This is a genomic window from Nitrincola schmidtii, from assembly GCF_008973715.1.
GTDB classification, from domain to species: Bacteria; Pseudomonadota; Gammaproteobacteria; order Pseudomonadales; family Balneatricaceae; genus Nitrincola; species Nitrincola schmidtii.
Genome location: NZ_WBOL01000001.1, coordinates 1 through 17,447, shown reverse-complemented (window position 1 = coordinate 17,447; position 17,447 = coordinate 1). Strand labels below are relative to the sequence as shown.

The window sequence follows — 17,447 nt, the reverse complement described above, 5'->3', positions numbered from 1 at the left end:
TACTCACCATTTTCTGGCCTGAGGCCCCAAAAAGCTGCAGAATCACTGATTATTATGAAGCCAAAAAAGAAGACTGCCATTCCGCAGAGTGATATGTTCAAGCCTCGTCTTGAAGACATTGTTAACCCTAATCAAGCCTTGGTTCGTTTAACATCGGTCATTGATTGGGAAAGGTTGGATATAGAGTTAGGTCAACATTTTGCAACAGTGGGTGCAGCTGCACTTCCGACACGATTAATGGCGGGGTTGATGTATCTACAACACCTGCATAACTTGTCAGATGAGGCGCTGTTAGATCAGTGGCTAGAGTCGCCTTACTACCAGTACTTCTGTGGTGAAACTTTCTTTCAGCACCAATTTCCATGCCATCCCACTAGCTTGGTTAAATGGCGCCAACGCCTTGGCGAAGAAGGTTGTGAGTGGCTGTTAACTGAAACGATCAATTCCGGTTTAAAATTGAAGGTGATTAAACCTTCCAGCCTAAAGCGCGTGATTGTTGATACCACCGTTCAAGAGAAGAATATTGCTTTTCCCACAGATGCTAAGCTCTATCACAAATCGCGGCAGCTTCTGGTGGCTATAGCTCATGATCATAGCATCACGCTACGACAAACCTATGATAAAGCTTGTCAGGATCTGATGCCTAAGATCGGACGTTATGGTCATGCAAAACAATACAAGCGAATGAAGAAAGCGATCAAGCAAGTCAAAGGCTTTCTTGGTCGAGTGGTTCGTGACTTGGAGCGTCAGTTGATAGCAAAAGGGATTCAGCTGACACCCAAGCAACAAAATACCTTACAAAAAGCAAGGGAGTTGCTACTGCAGACACGCAAAAGTAAAAACAAGATTTACAGCTTGCATGAGCCTTTAGTGGACTGTATATCCAAGGGAAAAGCCCATAAACGTTATGAGTTAGGCGTTAAAGCCAGTATTGCTGTGACCGCAAAAGAATCCTTCATCATTGGCGCCAGAAGCTACCCTGGCAACCCCTATGATGGCCATATATTGGCGGATCAACTTCAGCAAGTGGAAACACTGACGGGTAAAAAGCCAGAATACTGCTTTGTGAATAGAGGCTATCGTGGTTCGGGTGTTGGCGACATTCAAGTGCTCATCGCAGGGCAAAAACGCGGTGTGCCCCATAAAGAAAAACGTTGGATGGGACGGCGTAACAGCGTAGCGCCGATTATTGGGCATCTGAAATCAGATGGCAAAATGAAACGGTGCTTTCTTAAAGGAGTTCTGGGTGATGCACTCAATGTCATACTCAGCGCCTGTGGTCAAAATCTACGGAAGCTACTGCGGTGGCTTTATTTTGCACCTAATAGACCAGCGTTATTACTAAAGATATTACTGAATAGCTTGGCAAATAAGCTTAAGCTGGATTTAAATCATGTGGCGCTTCAGGCTTGAAACGCCATTTTTCAGGGTCGACTACTTACAGTAAGCAGGATGGTTATAGTAAGGAAACAATATTCCAGTGAATTATATTTATTTAATTTATGATGTTTATATTTGATTTCTACTTTACTTGCCAATCTTTTCTGGCTTTTGAAATCTTGAAAACTAGGTTGATAAAGCATTTATATACCTAGTTTACTTTTAATTTATTGACTTAATTGCTTTTCTTAACGAAGCTTTCCATCCATTCGCTTCATCAAAAAAAATATCTCTTACGTTTTCAGTACTTGCAATTGATCTTTTGTACTTTTCAACATTTTCATAATAAGAATGTATTAGGTTTGCGAGATATTCTGATTCTAAATGTTCGGCAACAATGACTGAGTCACCTAAAATATCTGTAGCAGGGATATACTTTGATACAATTACTGGGCGCCTTGATAATACCCCTTCGATTGCAACTTTATTTAACCCCTCAGCAAAATCTTTACGTGTTGGTACGATAAAAAGGTTGCTTAACGAAAAGTATTGAATCATTCGATCTCGTGAGCAATGCCCTTTCAAGTAAAAGTAATCAGTGGCTTGTTCTTTATTTATCATTTCTTTTAAAGTTGAAAAAGAGTTTCCATTTCCACAGATATGCCACTTGTAAATACCAGGGTGCATTTTTTCTAATGTTTTTGCTGTGTCATAAAGTTCAAATATTCCCTTGTTTTGCTCGATTCTGCCTGCAAAAATAATATGAAATTCTTTATTGTTAAAACTAGGTAGCTTTATGTTTTCAAATGAACTGGAAAAATATGTTGGTCTGGCTTGTATAATAGGTGAATCTAAGTTTGGACATATTTCTCTCAGTTGTTTTTCACACTCAGGGGATATACATAATGTGGCTGAAACACAGTTTTTCCAGAACCAGCTGTTCAATCTATAAAGTATTTTTGATTTTATTCCATTAGGTTTAGTTCCAGTAGTCCAAAATGTGCAATGTAGAGTTGGAATTACTTTTATACCAAACGGTTTTAAAATTGCTAAAGTAAACCAGTCATTAAAATTTGAAACTATTACTGTATCACAATTGTTAACTTTAGCAACTTTGAATAATCTTATACTTGTGTAAATTTGTCCTAAGTGGTATGAGAAACCTTGTTTTAACCATTTTGGAGTTTTTTTATTACATATGACGAAATTATCATCTGCTAAATATTCTTCATTCTCATTCGATGATATTGCAACTCCTTGAATTTCGTTATCCTTACAGAATTGATAAAATTGCTCTGAATATGTTAGTGCAACCTGTGAGGGGTCATGTTCGCCTTTTTTCCAGAAGCGATAAGTTTCTACTATATTGCCGGGTCCTGCCGCATATAAAATTTTCATCTTTGACTTTCCATTTCTTAATTTTATCAATAATAAATATTGAAGTAAGTGCCGACCAATATGCCAATGGCAACAGTACTATATGCAAAAAAAACAGCTAACTTTCCATAAGCGACGTTATACCAAACCGGCCTCATTCTAATGCAATATTTTTCAACTGTTAAATATATGATGCTTGCAATTATGTAAGCAGATATAAATGAAATAAGATATCTTATCGTAATGTTATTTGTTAAACCAATTTTCATTGAAAAATTAGCAAGGAATTCACCCATCCAGTGATTTAGATATAGTGAATATGATATGCCACCTAGGAATACACCTGCTTTATGGTGCTGTCCTGGTATTTTAAGAAGCATTATGAGTGCGGCTGAAAATATGACAGATGCTACTGTCATATAAATATTATATATAAATAGTATAACCGAGATAGATAGTAATATTATCAGAATAGGTTTTACTAGTTTTTTTCTCTCAAAGTCTCTATTTCTATCCACTAGTATTGCTAGGAGTACACCTGCGAAAATTGGTGCATATATATCATATAGCATTGCAGCTATTACAAGTAGAATCCAAGTAAAAATACTTCTACCAACTATTGGTGTTATGACTAGAAGTATTGGAGCAAAAAGGTAAAATTGCTCTTCTGCATTAACGCTCCAAAAATGGTTGGCAGTACCATCTAATGGCATTAAATTTTTATATTCTGCAAGTTGACTTGGTCCAAATATGTTATATACAAAAGTTGCTTTATAAAAAACAATTTCTATCCATTTTAGCGTGATATCATCTTTAATTAATGATAGGGAGATTACAATAAAAAATGATATAAAGTAAGGAATCCATATCCTAATCACTCTGTTGAAGTAGAATTGTGGTAGTTGATTTTTGTGGGTTTTAATAAGTATATTTCCAATCAACCAACCACTTAGAGTGAAGAATACGTCTACTGCTATAGAACCCGCCGGTGACCATGTTATTAGATTGGCATGACCAAACATGACAACACTGGCTGCAATAAATCGGATATAATCATAATATGGATAATAAACTTTTTCTTGTACTATCCCTGTAGTATTATTCATTCTTAGCTACTGCCTTCCAATACCATAATATATAATATTAAAATCTAACATTAGCTCTTTATCCATTACATTCCGTCCATCAATCACAATAGAGTTATTCATTAACTCGATCATTTTATGGTAATCAGGTGACCAGTATTCATTCCATTCAGTAAGAATAATCAATGCATCAACATCTTTAACAGCATCAATGGCATTTTCGTAATAGGCAATTTGACCTGTTGCTGGAAAAAGTTTACTAAAGTTGAGCATTGCCTGTGGATCATGTGCTTGAACCGTGCAGCCCTGTGAAAGTAATGTTTTTACCACTTCAATGCTCGGTGCGTTTTGAATGCTGGCTGTGTTGGGTTTGAATGAGAGTCCCCAGACAGCCACTTTGCGACCTTTAACATCGGCTTTATAGTGTTGCCAAAACTTTCTAAAAGGAATTAACTTTTGCTTTTCATTTTCTTCTAGTAAGGTGTTCAAAATAATTGAATTACGCTTACTTTGCAGTAGTTCAGCCATGTTTTTTATTGACTTAGAAAAGTGCGATCCACCAAAACCACAACCTGGTGATAAGTAGTGCTTTCCAATACGTGGATCACTTCCCATACCTGCTGTGATGGTGTCTATATCAATATCTAACTGATCGGCAAGGTTAGCGAGTTCATTGACATAACCTAAGCGCATCGCCAGCATGCCGTTGACAGCAAACTTCATAAACTCTGCTTCACGAGGTTTAACGATTAGCAGTTGATCTAGATGTCGACTAAATGGTTTGTAGAGTGCTTTAATCAGTATGGTTGCTTCGTTATCTTCACAGCCGATGACTAGAGTTTTGGCTTGAATAAAGTTTTCGTAAGCACTGCCTTCTGAGAGTTGGTCGGGTATGTAGGCAATCGATTGCTTCTTTTCACTGTTTAGCAGTTCAGCAAGGCTATCTGTTGCCCCTAAGCCAAAGGTGGAGTAGTTAATGACAACCAGTTGTTGCTGATGTTGACGTGTAACGCTTTGGATAATTTCTTTTGCAAATTCTATATTATCTGGATGAAGCGCTAGGATTTGTATAGGGCAGTTTAAAGCATCAACTGGGCTACCAAATACAATATTGCTTTTGTCATACTGGGCTTTAACGTGAGCAAGAAGTCCCGGTTCGTTGAACAGGATTGTATTCTCACCCGACTGCTCGCCTAAGCTTTCTTGTTTTGAAAGGTGTTGGTTGATATGAACTTGATTACCATATTCAGCAAAGGCCGTTGCAGCCGTCCAACCGATTAATTCATTACCCCATACGGCGATTTTCATAGTTTGTCCTCGATTCCCTGCTTAGTTCGTCCGGTTTATGTGCTCAATCAACCCTAGTGTTGAGCTATCAAGTGATGGCTTTTCACATTCACCGGTTAGTGCTGGCAATAATCCAGTGGCGATGGTTTTGCCTAGTTCTACGCCCCACTGATCAAAAGGATTAATATCCCAAATAACGGATTGAACGAATACTTTATGTTCATAAAGTGCGATAAGCATGCCAAAAGTATGGGGTGTTAACTTATCTAACAGCAGGGTGGTGCAAGGCTGATTGCCTTGATAGCGCTTGTATATCGGTGCATTTTCAGCGCCCTCTATGACCGTATCACCAAGCGCGAGAATTTGCGATTGTGCCAGACAGTTAGAAAGGTTTAACTGATGTTGACGTTTAAGTTCAATATTGTTGGGTCCTTCGTAACGAACTGCGCTAGTAATGAAGTCGCACATCACTGGAATAGTGCCTTGGTGAAGGAGTTGATAGAAAGCATGTTGTGCATTCGTACCTATCTCACCCCATAGGACTGGGCAGGTGTTATAACCAACCCGTTCGTTACTGCGAGTGGTGTTTTTACCGTTACTTTCCATCTCTAGCTGTTCAAGATAGCTAGGAAGATGACTTAAGCGCCCATCATAAGGCAGGATGGCGTGCGCTGTGATACATAAGAAATTGATGTTCCAGATACCCACCATGGCTAATAAAACTGGCAGGTTTTGCTCAAAAGGGGTGTCATGAAAGTGCGTATCCATTTCATGTGCACCGGCGAGCATTGATCTAAAGTTATCCATGCCGATACGCAGTGCGATAGGTAAACCAATAGTTGACCACATGGAATATCGACCACCCGTCCAATCCCAAAAGTAAAGATGATTGGAATCGGGAATGCCCCATTCAATCATTTTTTTGGGTGTGGCAGAGACTCCGATAAAGTGACGCGCAACAATTAAGTCCTGATCAATACCTTCGGGTGAGTAGGAGCGTTTAAGCCACTCTAATGCCGTTTCTGCGTTACAAAGCGTGTCGATGGTGGTGAAAGATTTCGATGAAATAACAAATAGAGTACGAGTTGGATCTAACTTATCCAATAAGCTAGAAATATGGCTACCATCCATAGATGACACAAAATGTAAATCGATGCGACTGCTGTTTTCAGTGGTAAAGTCGCATAGGGCTTTACAGGCCATAAACGGGCCAAGGTCCGAACCGCCAACACCAATATTTACGATGGTGTCGATAGCATCACCGGTGCATCCTAACCACTGCTTGGCATGTATCTGATTGACCAGTTTTTCCATACGATCAAGATTCTCATGCACTTGATCGATAATATTCGTGCCTTCTAGAAGCAGGGATTGGTATTTAGGTGTGCGAAGTGCGGTATGCAGAGCAGGGCGATCTTCAGAGGTGTTAATTTTTTTTCCGCTAAAGAGGTCAGAAATCCACTGATCCAGTTTTTTCTCGCGTGCTATGGCACAGAGTAGATCGAGTGTTTTATGAGTGATGCGTTGTTTTGAAAGGTCAAGCAACATTCCATCGATTGAAAAGCTGAATTCTTCAAATCGCTTGGGGTTTTGCTTAAAAAGCGACGCGATGTGCGCTTTACCATGGGTGGTGGCATGCTCGTAGAGGTCGGTTCCTGCCTCTGTCGCGAAGACATTCATGTAATACAGCTCCCTTGATTTCTGTCGTTTTGTCGCAATGCAGCAATTCTACTAACTTGTTAACCTTACAGCCAGTCATCATATCAACTTTTAATGTGGGAGTATTGTGACAGGTTGGTTAACCAATACTATTGTACTGATGAACGGTGGAGATCGGGGTCAGTGTAAGATCTCACGGATGACTTTATTTGATTAAGTTGTTTCGCTAATATTGAGCCTTCAAGCAAAGGAGTTGCTATGACTAATACTGAAATGGATCGTTCTACCGATCACGACAGCCCTTGGAAAATTGCGTTAGATGGCTATTTCAAGGAGTTTCTAGAACTACTGTTCCCAACTATTCCACCTGAAATTGACTGGGATAAAGGCTACACCTCCCTAGACAAAGAGTTACAGCAAGTGACACCGGATTCAATATCTGGCAGGCGCTATGCTGATAAACTGGTCAAAGTTTTCACGCCTGATGGTGATGAGGCTTGGGTACTCATCCATGTGGAAGTGCAAAGATGCTAAAATTGGTATTATCCGTTTAATGTATGAGCGTGGCTATAGCAAACAGCAGATACAGGAACTCTTTAACGTGATTGACTGGATGATTAAGATCCCAAGCGACCTGAACGAAGATTTTTTGAATGCGATCTATGCGATCGAGGAGGACAAGAAAATGCCTTACATCAATACGGCTGAAAGAGTAGGCTTAGAAAAAGGTGAGCTAATTGGTATCCAAAAAGGTCGTCAGGAAGGTCGGCAGGAAGGTCGGCAGGAAGGTGAGGCAATTGCTCTAAAAAAACTCATCAAAATGAAGTTTGGAGCCTTGCCCGATTGGGCTGAAACGCGAATAACTACTGCTGATACGAATCAGCTGGATTTGTGGATCGAAGGGATTCTATCAGCTGAGAGTCTGGAAGGTCTTCTAGGGAAGCACTGAGTTAAAAACTGGTCAGAGTCATTTAAATCCATATATGACTCTGACCGTCATTTCCAAACCTATCTCATCCTAGCTAAGAAGTAAGGTGTTTTGTAAACACCAGTATCAATAACAATGACACCATCTTGGTTAACGGGCACTTCAACATCAGTCAGTGTTCCATCATGTTTTAATGCAAAGACTTGGAGATTGTCTCTGTCGATTTTAATGGTCGCATGGACGGGTTCCATCATTACTGGCCCTGTTGGATGGTGTCCCGAGCGTGTGCCATGACTCAGAATGAAGTTATCATTAACAATAGCTGCTCCTTCATTTCTAGCGCGACCTATAGCGATGATCAGTAAATCATCGTCGGATAGTGAGCCGTTTTCTGATTGGGCGGTGATATAAACCGCACCGAAACGACTGTTAAGTTCAATGTGACTATTGCTGAGTGTTTGAGGTAGTTTCTGTGCAAAGCCAACAACTGCTTGGGTATTGGCTGTGTCGATGGTAAAGAAGCCGGATTGATGATTGTCGCCTGCCGTCCAAGATAACTCTTCGGTTGTTGAGTTGAACTGATTGTTATGGGTATGGCTTTCAACAGCTGCTTTTGAAGTCGGTGTAAATTCATCTGTGAATCTGATTTGGCTTCGCATAATGGCTAGAGCACTGGCATCAAACACATCCGTTGTGGTGGATTTGATATCACCACTGGTTTGGTCGCGTAATTCAAATCCCACTTTCCCTTCAGCTAAAGAGGGGACATGAACATTTAAATGATGAGTTAGGTCAGCCATTTGAATATCTTGTCGATGGACTTGACGTGATACGGCAGGGAATAACCCAATAAAATTGGGCGCAGTGACATCCCATTGGTCACGTAGTGAGGGACTAAAGCTTCCATGATCACCATTTTGGAAAGCATAGGAAGCATCCCATCCTTGTAGGCCCATTCCATATGCACCAATGATGGCAGGGCCTTCAACCGTCCATTCATTCGGGCTGACATGTATCCATTCCGAAAGCATAAATGGACGATCTTTAACTTGATGTAATCCTGAACTGAGTATGCCACTACCTGGGCTAGCAAGCATGGAGGCATTAGCATGAAACGCACCGCGCCCACCGCCAAAATAGTTATGTCTGTCGATGGTGCCAATAAGGTAATCAGAGTGCAGGTTATAGAAGTGACTCATTTGACGACCAGCAATCCAGTTGGAGCTGATGATTTCGCCAGTGTATCCAGTCTGTTTAACTGCATCGGCAATTTTTGCATAGACGAGATTTTGATGCTGATACAGAAATTCCATGGTGTCATAGAGGCGCTGGCGATATCGGCTTTGTGAGGTGTCGATATTGTCTGGGTCAAAGAACCAAGGGTTGCCTATTGGATAGATTCGATTTTCATTCCAGTTTTCGTCTGTCGGTATACGCTGATTTCTGAGGATGCTGGCGTTAATGGCACGATCACCCCATGCATTTCGCCAAGCACGTTCGGTTTGATATTTTTCTTTTAACCAATTGGCAAAGAGTTCGCCAGCATTCGCTCTTAAGGTAGGTGATGTGGCGAGTGCCCGGGGTGTGCCATGAAAAAAGATACTGTCTTCATTGTAGAGTTCTACATACACAATGGCGGGGTCTTCGGCATAGGTCAGCCCTGTATAGGGGTTGGTATGCATAAGTAGATTGGTAAATTGCTGGATTAATAGGTTCTGAAGTTCTGGGCTGAAGTAAATACTGCCATGTTTAGGTGTATACCAGCCACTGTTGTTTTTCTCAAACTCATTCAAGTATGGAATTGACGCAATGTCATCTGGCCCGGGGCTGATAATAAATACGGGTGAGAGTTTGGTGTAAATACCTTTCTTTTTCAGTGCGGCTATGAAGTAGTCAAATTTATCTAGTTCATCTGGATTATAAATGACGGTGCTGTTTTCAGAGGTGATGCCTTGCCATCCTGGACCTTGCGCATACTTATGACAACGTACTGAGTTGACCCCCATCGCTGCATAAAATGCTGCACGTTTATCTGCGAGTTCTTTATTGGGCGCACAAGCACTAAAGCTGAGATTAAGCCCCCAAAGTTTTGTGGGTTGGTTGTTTCGATACAGGGTATCGCCATCTGATAAAATCCGACCATATTTACCCGCAGGGCCATCAAGCCAGCTTGCCATAGAGAGGGGGCTGTCAGGTGATATCACTACGTTTTGGCTAAATTCATACCAGCCATCTTGAGAGTTGGGTGTTGAGTTGGGCCCTGGGTAGAACGTTAAAGCGTCTGCTAGCGTTAAGGTCATCTTGAGTTCATAGGTTTGACCTTGTTGTATATTTTCCCTTGCTATGGCGATGCGTGCTTCGTTTCTATCGGCGCTGATATAGGTGGGTGTGTCAAATTCAAGTGTCGCTATGAGGTTATCATCTTTTATAAACTCGATACGGATAACTTCGTCGCCGATCAAGCCTCTGGAAAAGGGTAGGTTGATATCTCTAAATTGCCTTGCTCTGTTATAAATGCGTGCCTTATCACCTTGCAGTAACTCTCCTGCGGTGAGTGAAAATTGCGCTTGTGTCAGTGTGCTATTAGCTTTCGGTGATAGGTCCGCCTCAAAACGCATTTGAGTAGGTGAAGTTTTTTTCCAAAAGCCTTGAATGGTGAATTCAGTGTTTGTGCGAGCGATGGTGTTTTCGTATGTAAAACTGATTTGGTCGTTTTCTTCGTTGGTGGCGTTACTTCTGTGAACACCGCTCCATTCAGGCCCCCAGTCATAGTAGTCAAAGTGTAAGAGTCTATTCGAACCCTGCATCACCGTTATCATGCCATTTCGTTGATCTGCAGCGATGGTGTAGGCTGTTGATTCATCAGCTAGGGCACTGAAACTGATTAGGGCAAATAAAACTGAAATAATAAGTATGCGCATGTGGCTCTTTGTTGTGACGTTGATTGGGTAGATGGAAATAGATGATTATACTGATCATCTTCAAGCAATGCTTTGCAATGGATTAAATGATGAAAAAAAATGCTTTTCTTGTCGCTATACTATTTGGCTTAGTTTCGCTGCAATCCTTTGCGAATCCTCGCGAAATTAAAGTCGACTTTGAAGTGGCTAGATCACCTCAGCCCAGTGTTCAGATTAGTTGGGATAGTCAGCCGGGTTCTAACTCGGAAATGCAGGTGACGATATATCGTCGTGAGTTGGGCGTGAAAAGCGGAATTTGGCATCGACTGGTGATGCATGAAGGGCGTCAGCGTAGCTTTGCCGAAATGACATTGTTTGAACCGATTGCACAGCTTCCGACTCAGGTTAGACGTTTTACCGATGCTAATGTGGAGCTAGGTAAGCAATACGAGTATCGCGTTCACCGTCCTGCGTTGCAAAGTCGAAACTATCATGAAGCGGCTACCTATTTTGTGGTGAGTTTGGATGCGTCTTTGGTGGATCAGCAAGGATCACTTTTGTTGGTGGTTGATGAAACACTGGTGGATACATTGTCGATGGATCTGCGTTTACTAGCGCAGGATTTAGCGGGTGATGGTTGGAATGTGGTTAGGTTATTAACGCCACGTCATCGTCAAGGTGACCCTGTTGCGTTGCATGCTTTGATTCGTCAGGCTGTTCGCGAAAATCCAGAGATCAAAGGTTTGTATCTGTTTGGTCATGTGCCTATCGCACGCTCTGGTTTTTTGGCGCCTGATGGTCATCAAAACGCGCCTCATGAAACCGATCTTTACTATGCCGATTTAACGGGTGCTTGGACGGATTTACAGCTTTTTTCAAATGAAGGAGGAGATAGCCGCTCGAATATTCCTCGCGATGGAAAATTTGATCATTCAACTCTTCCTCGTGCAATTGATGTGATGGTAGGACGAGTGGATCTGTCTGGTTTACGAGAACTTCAAAAATCGGAAGTTGAGCTGCTTCGTGATTATGTTCATAAAACGCATGCATGGCGCAATGCGGATCGAGAAGTTCCGTATCGCGCATTACTCAATAGCAACCATCTTTTTCAAGAGCACAGCTGGGTCAGAGCCATGTTCGGATCAAGCAATGTGATGGAGGAAAGCTTTCAGCCAAGGTTAAATGAAGATGACTATCTTTGGGCGATGGATTTTGGACATTGGGATGGTGGTTCAGCAGAGCATTATATTGATGTCCAAAATCGCGCTATCTTCATGTTGAATTTTGGTAGTGGTAAGCAAAAATGGTCGGGTGGTAAGAATGCGATGCGGATGCTATTGGCGCAACCTGATTGGGGTTTAGCCGTAGGCTGGGGAGCGCGACCCGCTTGGCATATGCATCAAATGGCTGCGGGTTGGACAGTGGGACAGTCGCATCAACGTACCGTAAATAATGCATTTAACGGGGGTGAGTTTTTCCCAGGTGGACATTACTCTCATCTTGAAAGTCATGTGCATATGAATTTGATGGGTGATCCCACGCTACGAATGCATGTATCACAGCCTGTTCGTTTGCCTCAGGTTGTGCGTGAGGCCAAGGGTATTCATTTATCTTGGCAACCACCTGTGGGGGATGCTCCTCTCGGTTATCATGTTTACCGTTCTTCTCAAGCTACTTCTGGTTTTCAGCGTTTAACAGACTTGCCATTGGCTGCGGATCAGTTGCAGTTTGTGGATAGTTCTGACGTTGTTGGTGATGTGTATTATCAGATTCGCGCTATTCATCGCCATGAAACTCGAAGCGGTACTTATGAGTTAGCTTCTCGAGGGGCGTTTGTGTGGCTAGCATCCGGTGAAGATCGTTATGCACCTCCTGTTGCGACGTCACCTGAAGTGCATCAGCTTAGTGATCAGTTGCCGATAGCTTTAAGGATTTCAGGTGTCTCTGATCATCATGTGGTAATCGTATCTAATCCACAACAAGGCTTGATTCGCTGGGAAGAGGGTAATCCTGTTTATCATCCTAACCCTGATTTTTCTGGCAGTGATTCTATTCAGTACCGTTTGTTTGATGGGGTTGGGTTGAGTGAGGTGGTGGAGTTAAGTGTGCGTTCTACTTTATAGTATTGCGCTGTTTTGATAAGGGAGCTTTTCATGTTGCGTTGGTTGTTGTTCGGATTGCTGGGATTGGGTGTATTTTTTGTGATTGCTGCAGAAGTGGTATTGGATAAGCAACCGGCTATTTCCGATATTGGTGCACCTACGCCTGAGGATGTTTATTATACCAAAAGCTTTGTAGAGCAAGTTCGTGCTGTGACTGAAGGAAGGGCTGAAGCGGATGAGGTGATTGTGATCTCTGAAGCCGATGCAAATGCTCTGATGCGCGTGGGTGCGCGAATGTTGCCAAGAGGTGTAGGTCGCGTCACCTTGAATGATGAGATGGTCTGGGTTGAAGGGGCGATGCAAATTCCATGGCCGCTCGGAGAGCGATGGCTTAATGTGGCGGCGGCCGTTTTACCTTATAAAGATCAATTGTCTGTAGAGCATCTTATTCTGGGTGGTTTTCGTTTACCTCCTAATCTAACGTTGGATATTGGGCTGTATGCTTTCAATTTTTTGTCTGGCCGTGACCTGGGTTCTATTATTTTAAGCGCTGCCTCGGAAATGGTTATTCAAGATGATGCAATGGTGTTTAGTCTTGCTTTATCTGAAGATGATCGAGGAAATGTGTTGGATGGACTTTTTGGAGTGCTTCGTGGTGGAGACATGCCCGAGGCTGATTTGTTTGTTGAATACTATATTTCACTAAGAGAGGCGATGGATGCTGGTCAGCTTCCGTCAACCGGTAGTTTTGTTCCGTATGTACGTTTTGCTTTGCAACACGCGTTGGATGGCGATGAGTCACTCTTATTGGCAGATCGTTACACCGCTGCCATGCTGGCGGTGACCTGGGCATGTGGTTCTGTTCATACCGCCACAGCAATAGGTCGTTTTGGTTCAATACCTAAAGAGGCTGATAGGGATTGGGATGTTAACTGTCACCAGTTAACCTTTCATGATCGCATCGATTTACGTCGTCACTTTATTACGGCAGCCGCCATTCAAGCCATCAGTAATCGAGGGGTGTCAGTTTCTGCTGGCGAGTTTAAGGAGTTGCTCGACTCTATAGGTTCTGGTGCATATTCAGGCTTCGATTTCACCGATATTGTCGCCAATAACTCGGGTATTCGCTTATCGAACCTGATGATGTCGACTCCTGCTGAACACTGGCCTGAGTTGATTGGTCGGATTCAGTCAGAGGAAGATGTGATCGCTAGCTTAGAGGGGGTACCCGAGATCATGCCGCGTGCTGAGTTTGAACAACGCTTCGGTGATGTTGATAGCGATGAATATGCCCAGATGATTCGCTTTATTGAATCGAAAATCGATCTTTTGCCACTTCATTCGGGTTGAGGGAGATCGGGGTCGGAGTAAAAACTCCGTGGCTATCATCTTACGGCAGATCAACAGTTTTGGTAAATCTTGTAAAATTCTTAAGTGAAAATTCTAGTTTTTTAGCAACAAAAAAGGGGCATGAGCCCCTTTTAGTTCTCTGAACATGCTTTACATTATACAGCCAGTGCTGGCTGACGCTTTAGTGCAGCTCTACGACGTAGCGCTATACCGCCTAGTAGTACTGAACCGAAAAGCCATACTGCAGCTGGTAGGGGTACCTCACTAACTTGAGTGCTGAAATTATTTATGGTTAGTGTTGCTGTGTATGCGCTTAAGCTTCCACGTCTTACTTCTCCAGCTACGATAGCAGTAATCGTATTACCCGCAGTAAGTAAAATATTGAAAGTCTGCCCTAAAGATCCGCTGAAGATAGTCTCAGAAGCTGAGTTTAAAATAGAGACAGTCCAATTGTTGCTATCACTGATCTGACCTGAGCCAGATACCGATAAATCAAAGTTTAGGCTGACATAAGAATCAATATCACCGCCAGCGGTGATGTCCCATTGAATCGAACCAATACCATTACTAGAGCTTTCAAGTGAAGAGCCTGATGTAAAATTGGTAGTTGATGGCGATATTGTGATTGACGCAGAGGCAGCTATGCTAGATACCAGCATCAAAAGCACGCCTAAGAGTATTTTTTTCATTGAGTTATATCCTTTGATTTTGAGTTCCTATAAATCGTGTTTATTCGTAAGTGATGCCCTGCATTGGTACTACTTCACTCCAACTCAACAAAACATTTCCTACCGTGTAAGTATATTGTTTTATTTTAAAAAATTGAATATGTTTTTTTGCGTTTGCGTAAAGTTTTTTGTTGTACTATGTAATTGAATGTAATAGATAAAGTTTATTTTTTAGCTTTTTTTGAAAAATATTCAAGTAAGTATTGTTGTTTTATTTGTATGAAGGCATGTTAAATCAATGGAAATCGGCTTGCAGAGGAGATATCGGGGTCAGGTTAAGATCTCACTTGTCTGTTTTGCATCAAAGTGATTGTTCATATTAGTTTTATTTGATTTTATGATTGCGTTTGAAGTTTTATGCTCGCAGCATGCTCTACCATTTATTACTTGTTGTTTTTCATTAATTTATTTAACATTTGAATGTTGGAAAGAATTTGGCATTGTTTCAAATTGATTCTTTGACTATTAAGTCTTTTCAAACAAATGCTTACCCATGTAGCGACCTTTATGGTGGCATGGGTGAATTTATAGATGTTTCAATTAAAGAGGAATCTTTAATGGGTTTACGAAATGCGTTGCTATCTTTAGCAATGATGTTCTCTTTGCTTGTTGCGAACGTTGGATTTGCAGCGACAGCACCAATGACCTGTACATTCAGCCTATCTGGCTCACAATGTATCCTTTCTGGTGATGCAAAAGGCGGAAATAATCTGACTGGAAATCATAATGATCCTTTTCTAAACAGTAGTGTTGGCGAGGGCTTTGTGTTTGTAGGCGAGTATACGGAGGGAGAATTCTGGACACACAATTCAGATACAACCTTGTTGAATTTAGAAGGTGACTTCTCTTTTGAGGGTTACTCTCAAATTGCCTTAGGCATCAAGCAAGCTTCTACATGGGCTGTATTTCTTGTAAATCTCTCTTTGGGTGAGTTTACATTTAGCGTAAATGATATCTCCAACATTAAGGTTTATGGGATGCAAGGTGTGTATGGAATGCAAGGTGTTTATGAAACACCCTTACCTGCTGCCGCTTGGTTGTTTTTGACTGGCTTGGCTGGATTGGGATGGATTAAGAAGCGTAAGCAAAATAGGGCGCTAACAGCTCAGGTTGCTTAATTAGTGGATCCTAAAAAATACCGTAAGCGTTCGACCGTTACAGGTTATGAACCCTTGATTTAAGTGTCCACTTATTTTTAGTGGACACTTAATGTCTTAAATCAAGAGATCCGGGTCGGAGGGAAAGAGATCCGGGTCGGAGGAGACGTGGGTCGGAGTAACAACTCCTAAACAATTCTAAAATCTTGATGAAGTATGTCCCAGTGAGTGATGAGTGTTTGTTTGTGCTGCTCAGCCATGGGTAGATCTTTCAGTGCCGTAGGCCATCTTTCTCTTGCTTTCGCGAGTGTGTCATTTAAGTGAGGCTTGATGGCTTTCCATGGTATCCCCGTCTTTGCAGACCAGGTTTCAAAGTGTGCCATTGAGATTTCATACCAATGCTTTGTTTTGCTGAGATTGAGTGCGAATTGGTTCTCATTTTCGATATAAACACTGGTGGTTACGATGTCATAGGCAGGTGAAAGTTGAGGTGTCACCTTATCGAGGTAGATCAAACTCCAGTTTTTAAGATGCGCATCACCGTTTGCAAGTAAAATATTCACCAGTAGTCGTTTTGCAAATTGTTGAGCATCTATGAGCCCTTGCCCAGAAAAGTGATAAATAACCTTGCCGATGTTTTCGTAGTTTGCAGAATTATATTTTTCGTGCGGATATTTCACTAAAATCTGCGCAAAGTCTTCCATATGAATTCGTTGGTTATCAGATCTGTCGAAGCGTTTGATGGCAAATGCTTGCGTTTCACTTGGTAGGTTGATTGAGGGTAAGTTGTCTAGTCTATTGAGATCGACGAGTTTTATTTCAGGAATATCAATGCCAGCCATCCTGGCTAATGTCATAGCTGTGAACTCATTCTGTGGCAGAAGCTTATGCTTGGTAGAAGGTGTTTTGATAATCCAATTACCGAGATTGCCGTTATTTGACAGAGTAAAGCGGCCATCTGTTTCTTTCATGGAAAACTTCATTTGTACGCCAGCCAACGAAAACTTATTTTCTTGGTTGAGTTGATCAAACTTCACCGCTGTTGCTTTTCCGTGAGTGTTTAACACATATTCTGGAATATTACCCGGTTCGAGAGGTAACGCCTGAATGGCGCCAGGTAGGTCGTTTCCTAAATACGCGAGAAGTTGGAACTCATTATCGATATGGGTTTTAAGACCTTGCGCTATTAGTTCTCGTAAAGAGCCTTCTGGAAGTAGATTTGAAAGTACGGGATGAAGCCGCTGATTACGTGACCAAGGCTCTAACATGAGTTTGTTAGCATTGGGAAATGTTGGGTGGGTAATCAGGCTAAATGTTGAACGATGTGGATTTTTTTTAAATTCGTCTGCAAAACTGAATACATTGCGTCCATTTTTAAAACCAGCTAGGTAGCCCACCCGTTCACCATGGATCGAGATCTGTAATACGTAAGTGCCAATAAATCAGCACTCTACCCCTAGCTGTACTGAGTCACTTTTTTTGAAGCTTTCTCAAGCGGAGCATTCCATGGCAAGAGTTGTTCGAGTTTCTCTAGCGTATCGGCTTCTGCGATGT

At 41.9% G+C, this 17,447-nt stretch carries 13 protein-coding genes; 6 read left to right on the top strand and 7 right to left on the bottom strand.

Annotated features, from left to right (window positions below; translation table 11 throughout):
• The first annotated feature begins 54 nt into the window (after positions 1 to 54).
• Positions 55 to 1,413 (top strand): IS5 family transposase, encoded by a 1,359-nt coding sequence (locus tag F7R24_RS00060; RefSeq protein WP_151669205.1) that lies wholly within the window; start codon positions 55 to 57, stop codon positions 1,411 to 1,413.
• Positions 1,414 to 1,602: 189 nt separating this feature from the next.
• On the opposite strand, the gene F7R24_RS00055 is transcribed toward F7R24_RS00060, so the two are convergent.
• The 4 genes from F7R24_RS00055 to pgi are packed head-to-tail and all read right to left on the bottom strand — an operon-like array spanning position 1,603 to position 6,809.
• Positions 1,603 to 2,778: a glycosyltransferase family 4 protein gene (locus tag F7R24_RS00055; protein ID WP_151669204.1), complete on the bottom strand. Its 1,176-nt coding sequence runs from the start codon at positions 2,776 to 2,778 to the stop codon at positions 1,603 to 1,605.
• Positions 2,779 to 2,804: 26 nt separating this feature from the next.
• The gene (locus tag F7R24_RS00050; RefSeq protein ID WP_151669203.1) at positions 2,805 to 3,863 is read right to left on the bottom strand and encodes an acyltransferase family protein; all 1,059 of its coding nucleotides are present in this window, start codon (positions 3,861 to 3,863) and stop codon (positions 2,805 to 2,807) included.
• Positions 3,864 to 3,869: 6 nt separating this feature from the next.
• Entirely contained in the window at positions 3,870 to 5,150 is a 1,281-nt protein-coding gene (locus tag F7R24_RS00045) for a nucleotide sugar dehydrogenase (protein WP_151669202.1), read from the bottom strand.
• 21 nt (positions 5,151 to 5,171) lie between these two features.
• Positions 5,172 to 6,809: a glucose-6-phosphate isomerase gene (gene pgi / locus F7R24_RS00040; RefSeq protein WP_151669201.1), complete on the bottom strand. Its 1,638-nt coding sequence runs from the start codon at positions 6,807 to 6,809 to the stop codon at positions 5,172 to 5,174.
• 237 nt (positions 6,810 to 7,046) lie between these two features.
• Between pgi and F7R24_RS14725 the strand changes: the two genes are divergently transcribed.
• Both F7R24_RS14725 and F7R24_RS14720 read left to right on the top strand, forming a co-directional pair.
• Complete coding sequence (locus F7R24_RS14725; RefSeq protein ID WP_240775912.1) at positions 7,047 to 7,322, top strand: hypothetical protein; 276 nt, start codon at positions 7,047 to 7,049, stop codon at positions 7,320 to 7,322.
• A complete protein-coding gene (locus F7R24_RS14720) occupies positions 7,300 to 7,737 on the top strand; it encodes a DUF4351 domain-containing protein (protein ID WP_240775911.1) in 438 nt (145 codons plus the stop codon). The genes F7R24_RS14725 and F7R24_RS14720 overlap by 23 nt, the downstream gene beginning before the upstream one ends.
• Positions 7,738 to 7,796: 59 nt before the next feature.
• On the opposite strand, the gene F7R24_RS00030 is transcribed toward F7R24_RS14720, so the two are convergent.
• Entirely contained in the window at positions 7,797 to 10,637 is a 2,841-nt protein-coding gene (locus F7R24_RS00030; protein WP_151669200.1) for a hypothetical protein, read from the bottom strand.
• 89 nt (positions 10,638 to 10,726) lie between these two features.
• On the opposite strand from F7R24_RS00030, the gene F7R24_RS00025 reads away from it, so the two are divergent.
• Complete coding sequence (locus tag F7R24_RS00025; protein WP_151669199.1) at positions 10,727 to 12,739, top strand: Ig-like domain-containing protein; 2,013 nt, start codon at positions 10,727 to 10,729, stop codon at positions 12,737 to 12,739.
• A gap of 30 nt (positions 12,740 to 12,769) precedes the next feature.
• Positions 12,770 to 14,068, top strand: a complete 1,299-nt coding sequence (locus F7R24_RS00020) for a hypothetical protein (protein ID WP_151669198.1) — start codon at positions 12,770 to 12,772, stop codon at positions 14,066 to 14,068.
• Positions 14,069 to 14,223: 155 nt separating this feature from the next.
• Here F7R24_RS00020 and F7R24_RS00015 read toward each other — a convergent pair whose 3' ends face one another.
• Positions 14,224 to 14,757, bottom strand: a complete 534-nt coding sequence (locus F7R24_RS00015; protein WP_151669197.1) for a hypothetical protein — start codon at positions 14,755 to 14,757, stop codon at positions 14,224 to 14,226.
• 473 nt (positions 14,758 to 15,230) lie between these two features.
• On the opposite strand from F7R24_RS00015, the gene F7R24_RS00010 reads away from it, so the two are divergent.
• Complete coding sequence (locus F7R24_RS00010) at positions 15,231 to 15,914, top strand: VPLPA-CTERM sorting domain-containing protein (RefSeq protein WP_151669196.1); 684 nt, start codon at positions 15,231 to 15,233, stop codon at positions 15,912 to 15,914.
• Between the two features lie 167 nt (positions 15,915 to 16,081).
• Here the strand turns inward: F7R24_RS00010 and F7R24_RS00005 are convergent, their stop codons facing one another.
• Positions 16,082 to 17,305, bottom strand: a complete 1,224-nt coding sequence (locus F7R24_RS00005; protein ID WP_276613228.1) for a type II toxin-antitoxin system HipA family toxin — start codon at positions 17,303 to 17,305, stop codon at positions 16,082 to 16,084.
• Positions 17,306 to 17,447 lie beyond the last annotated feature (142 nt).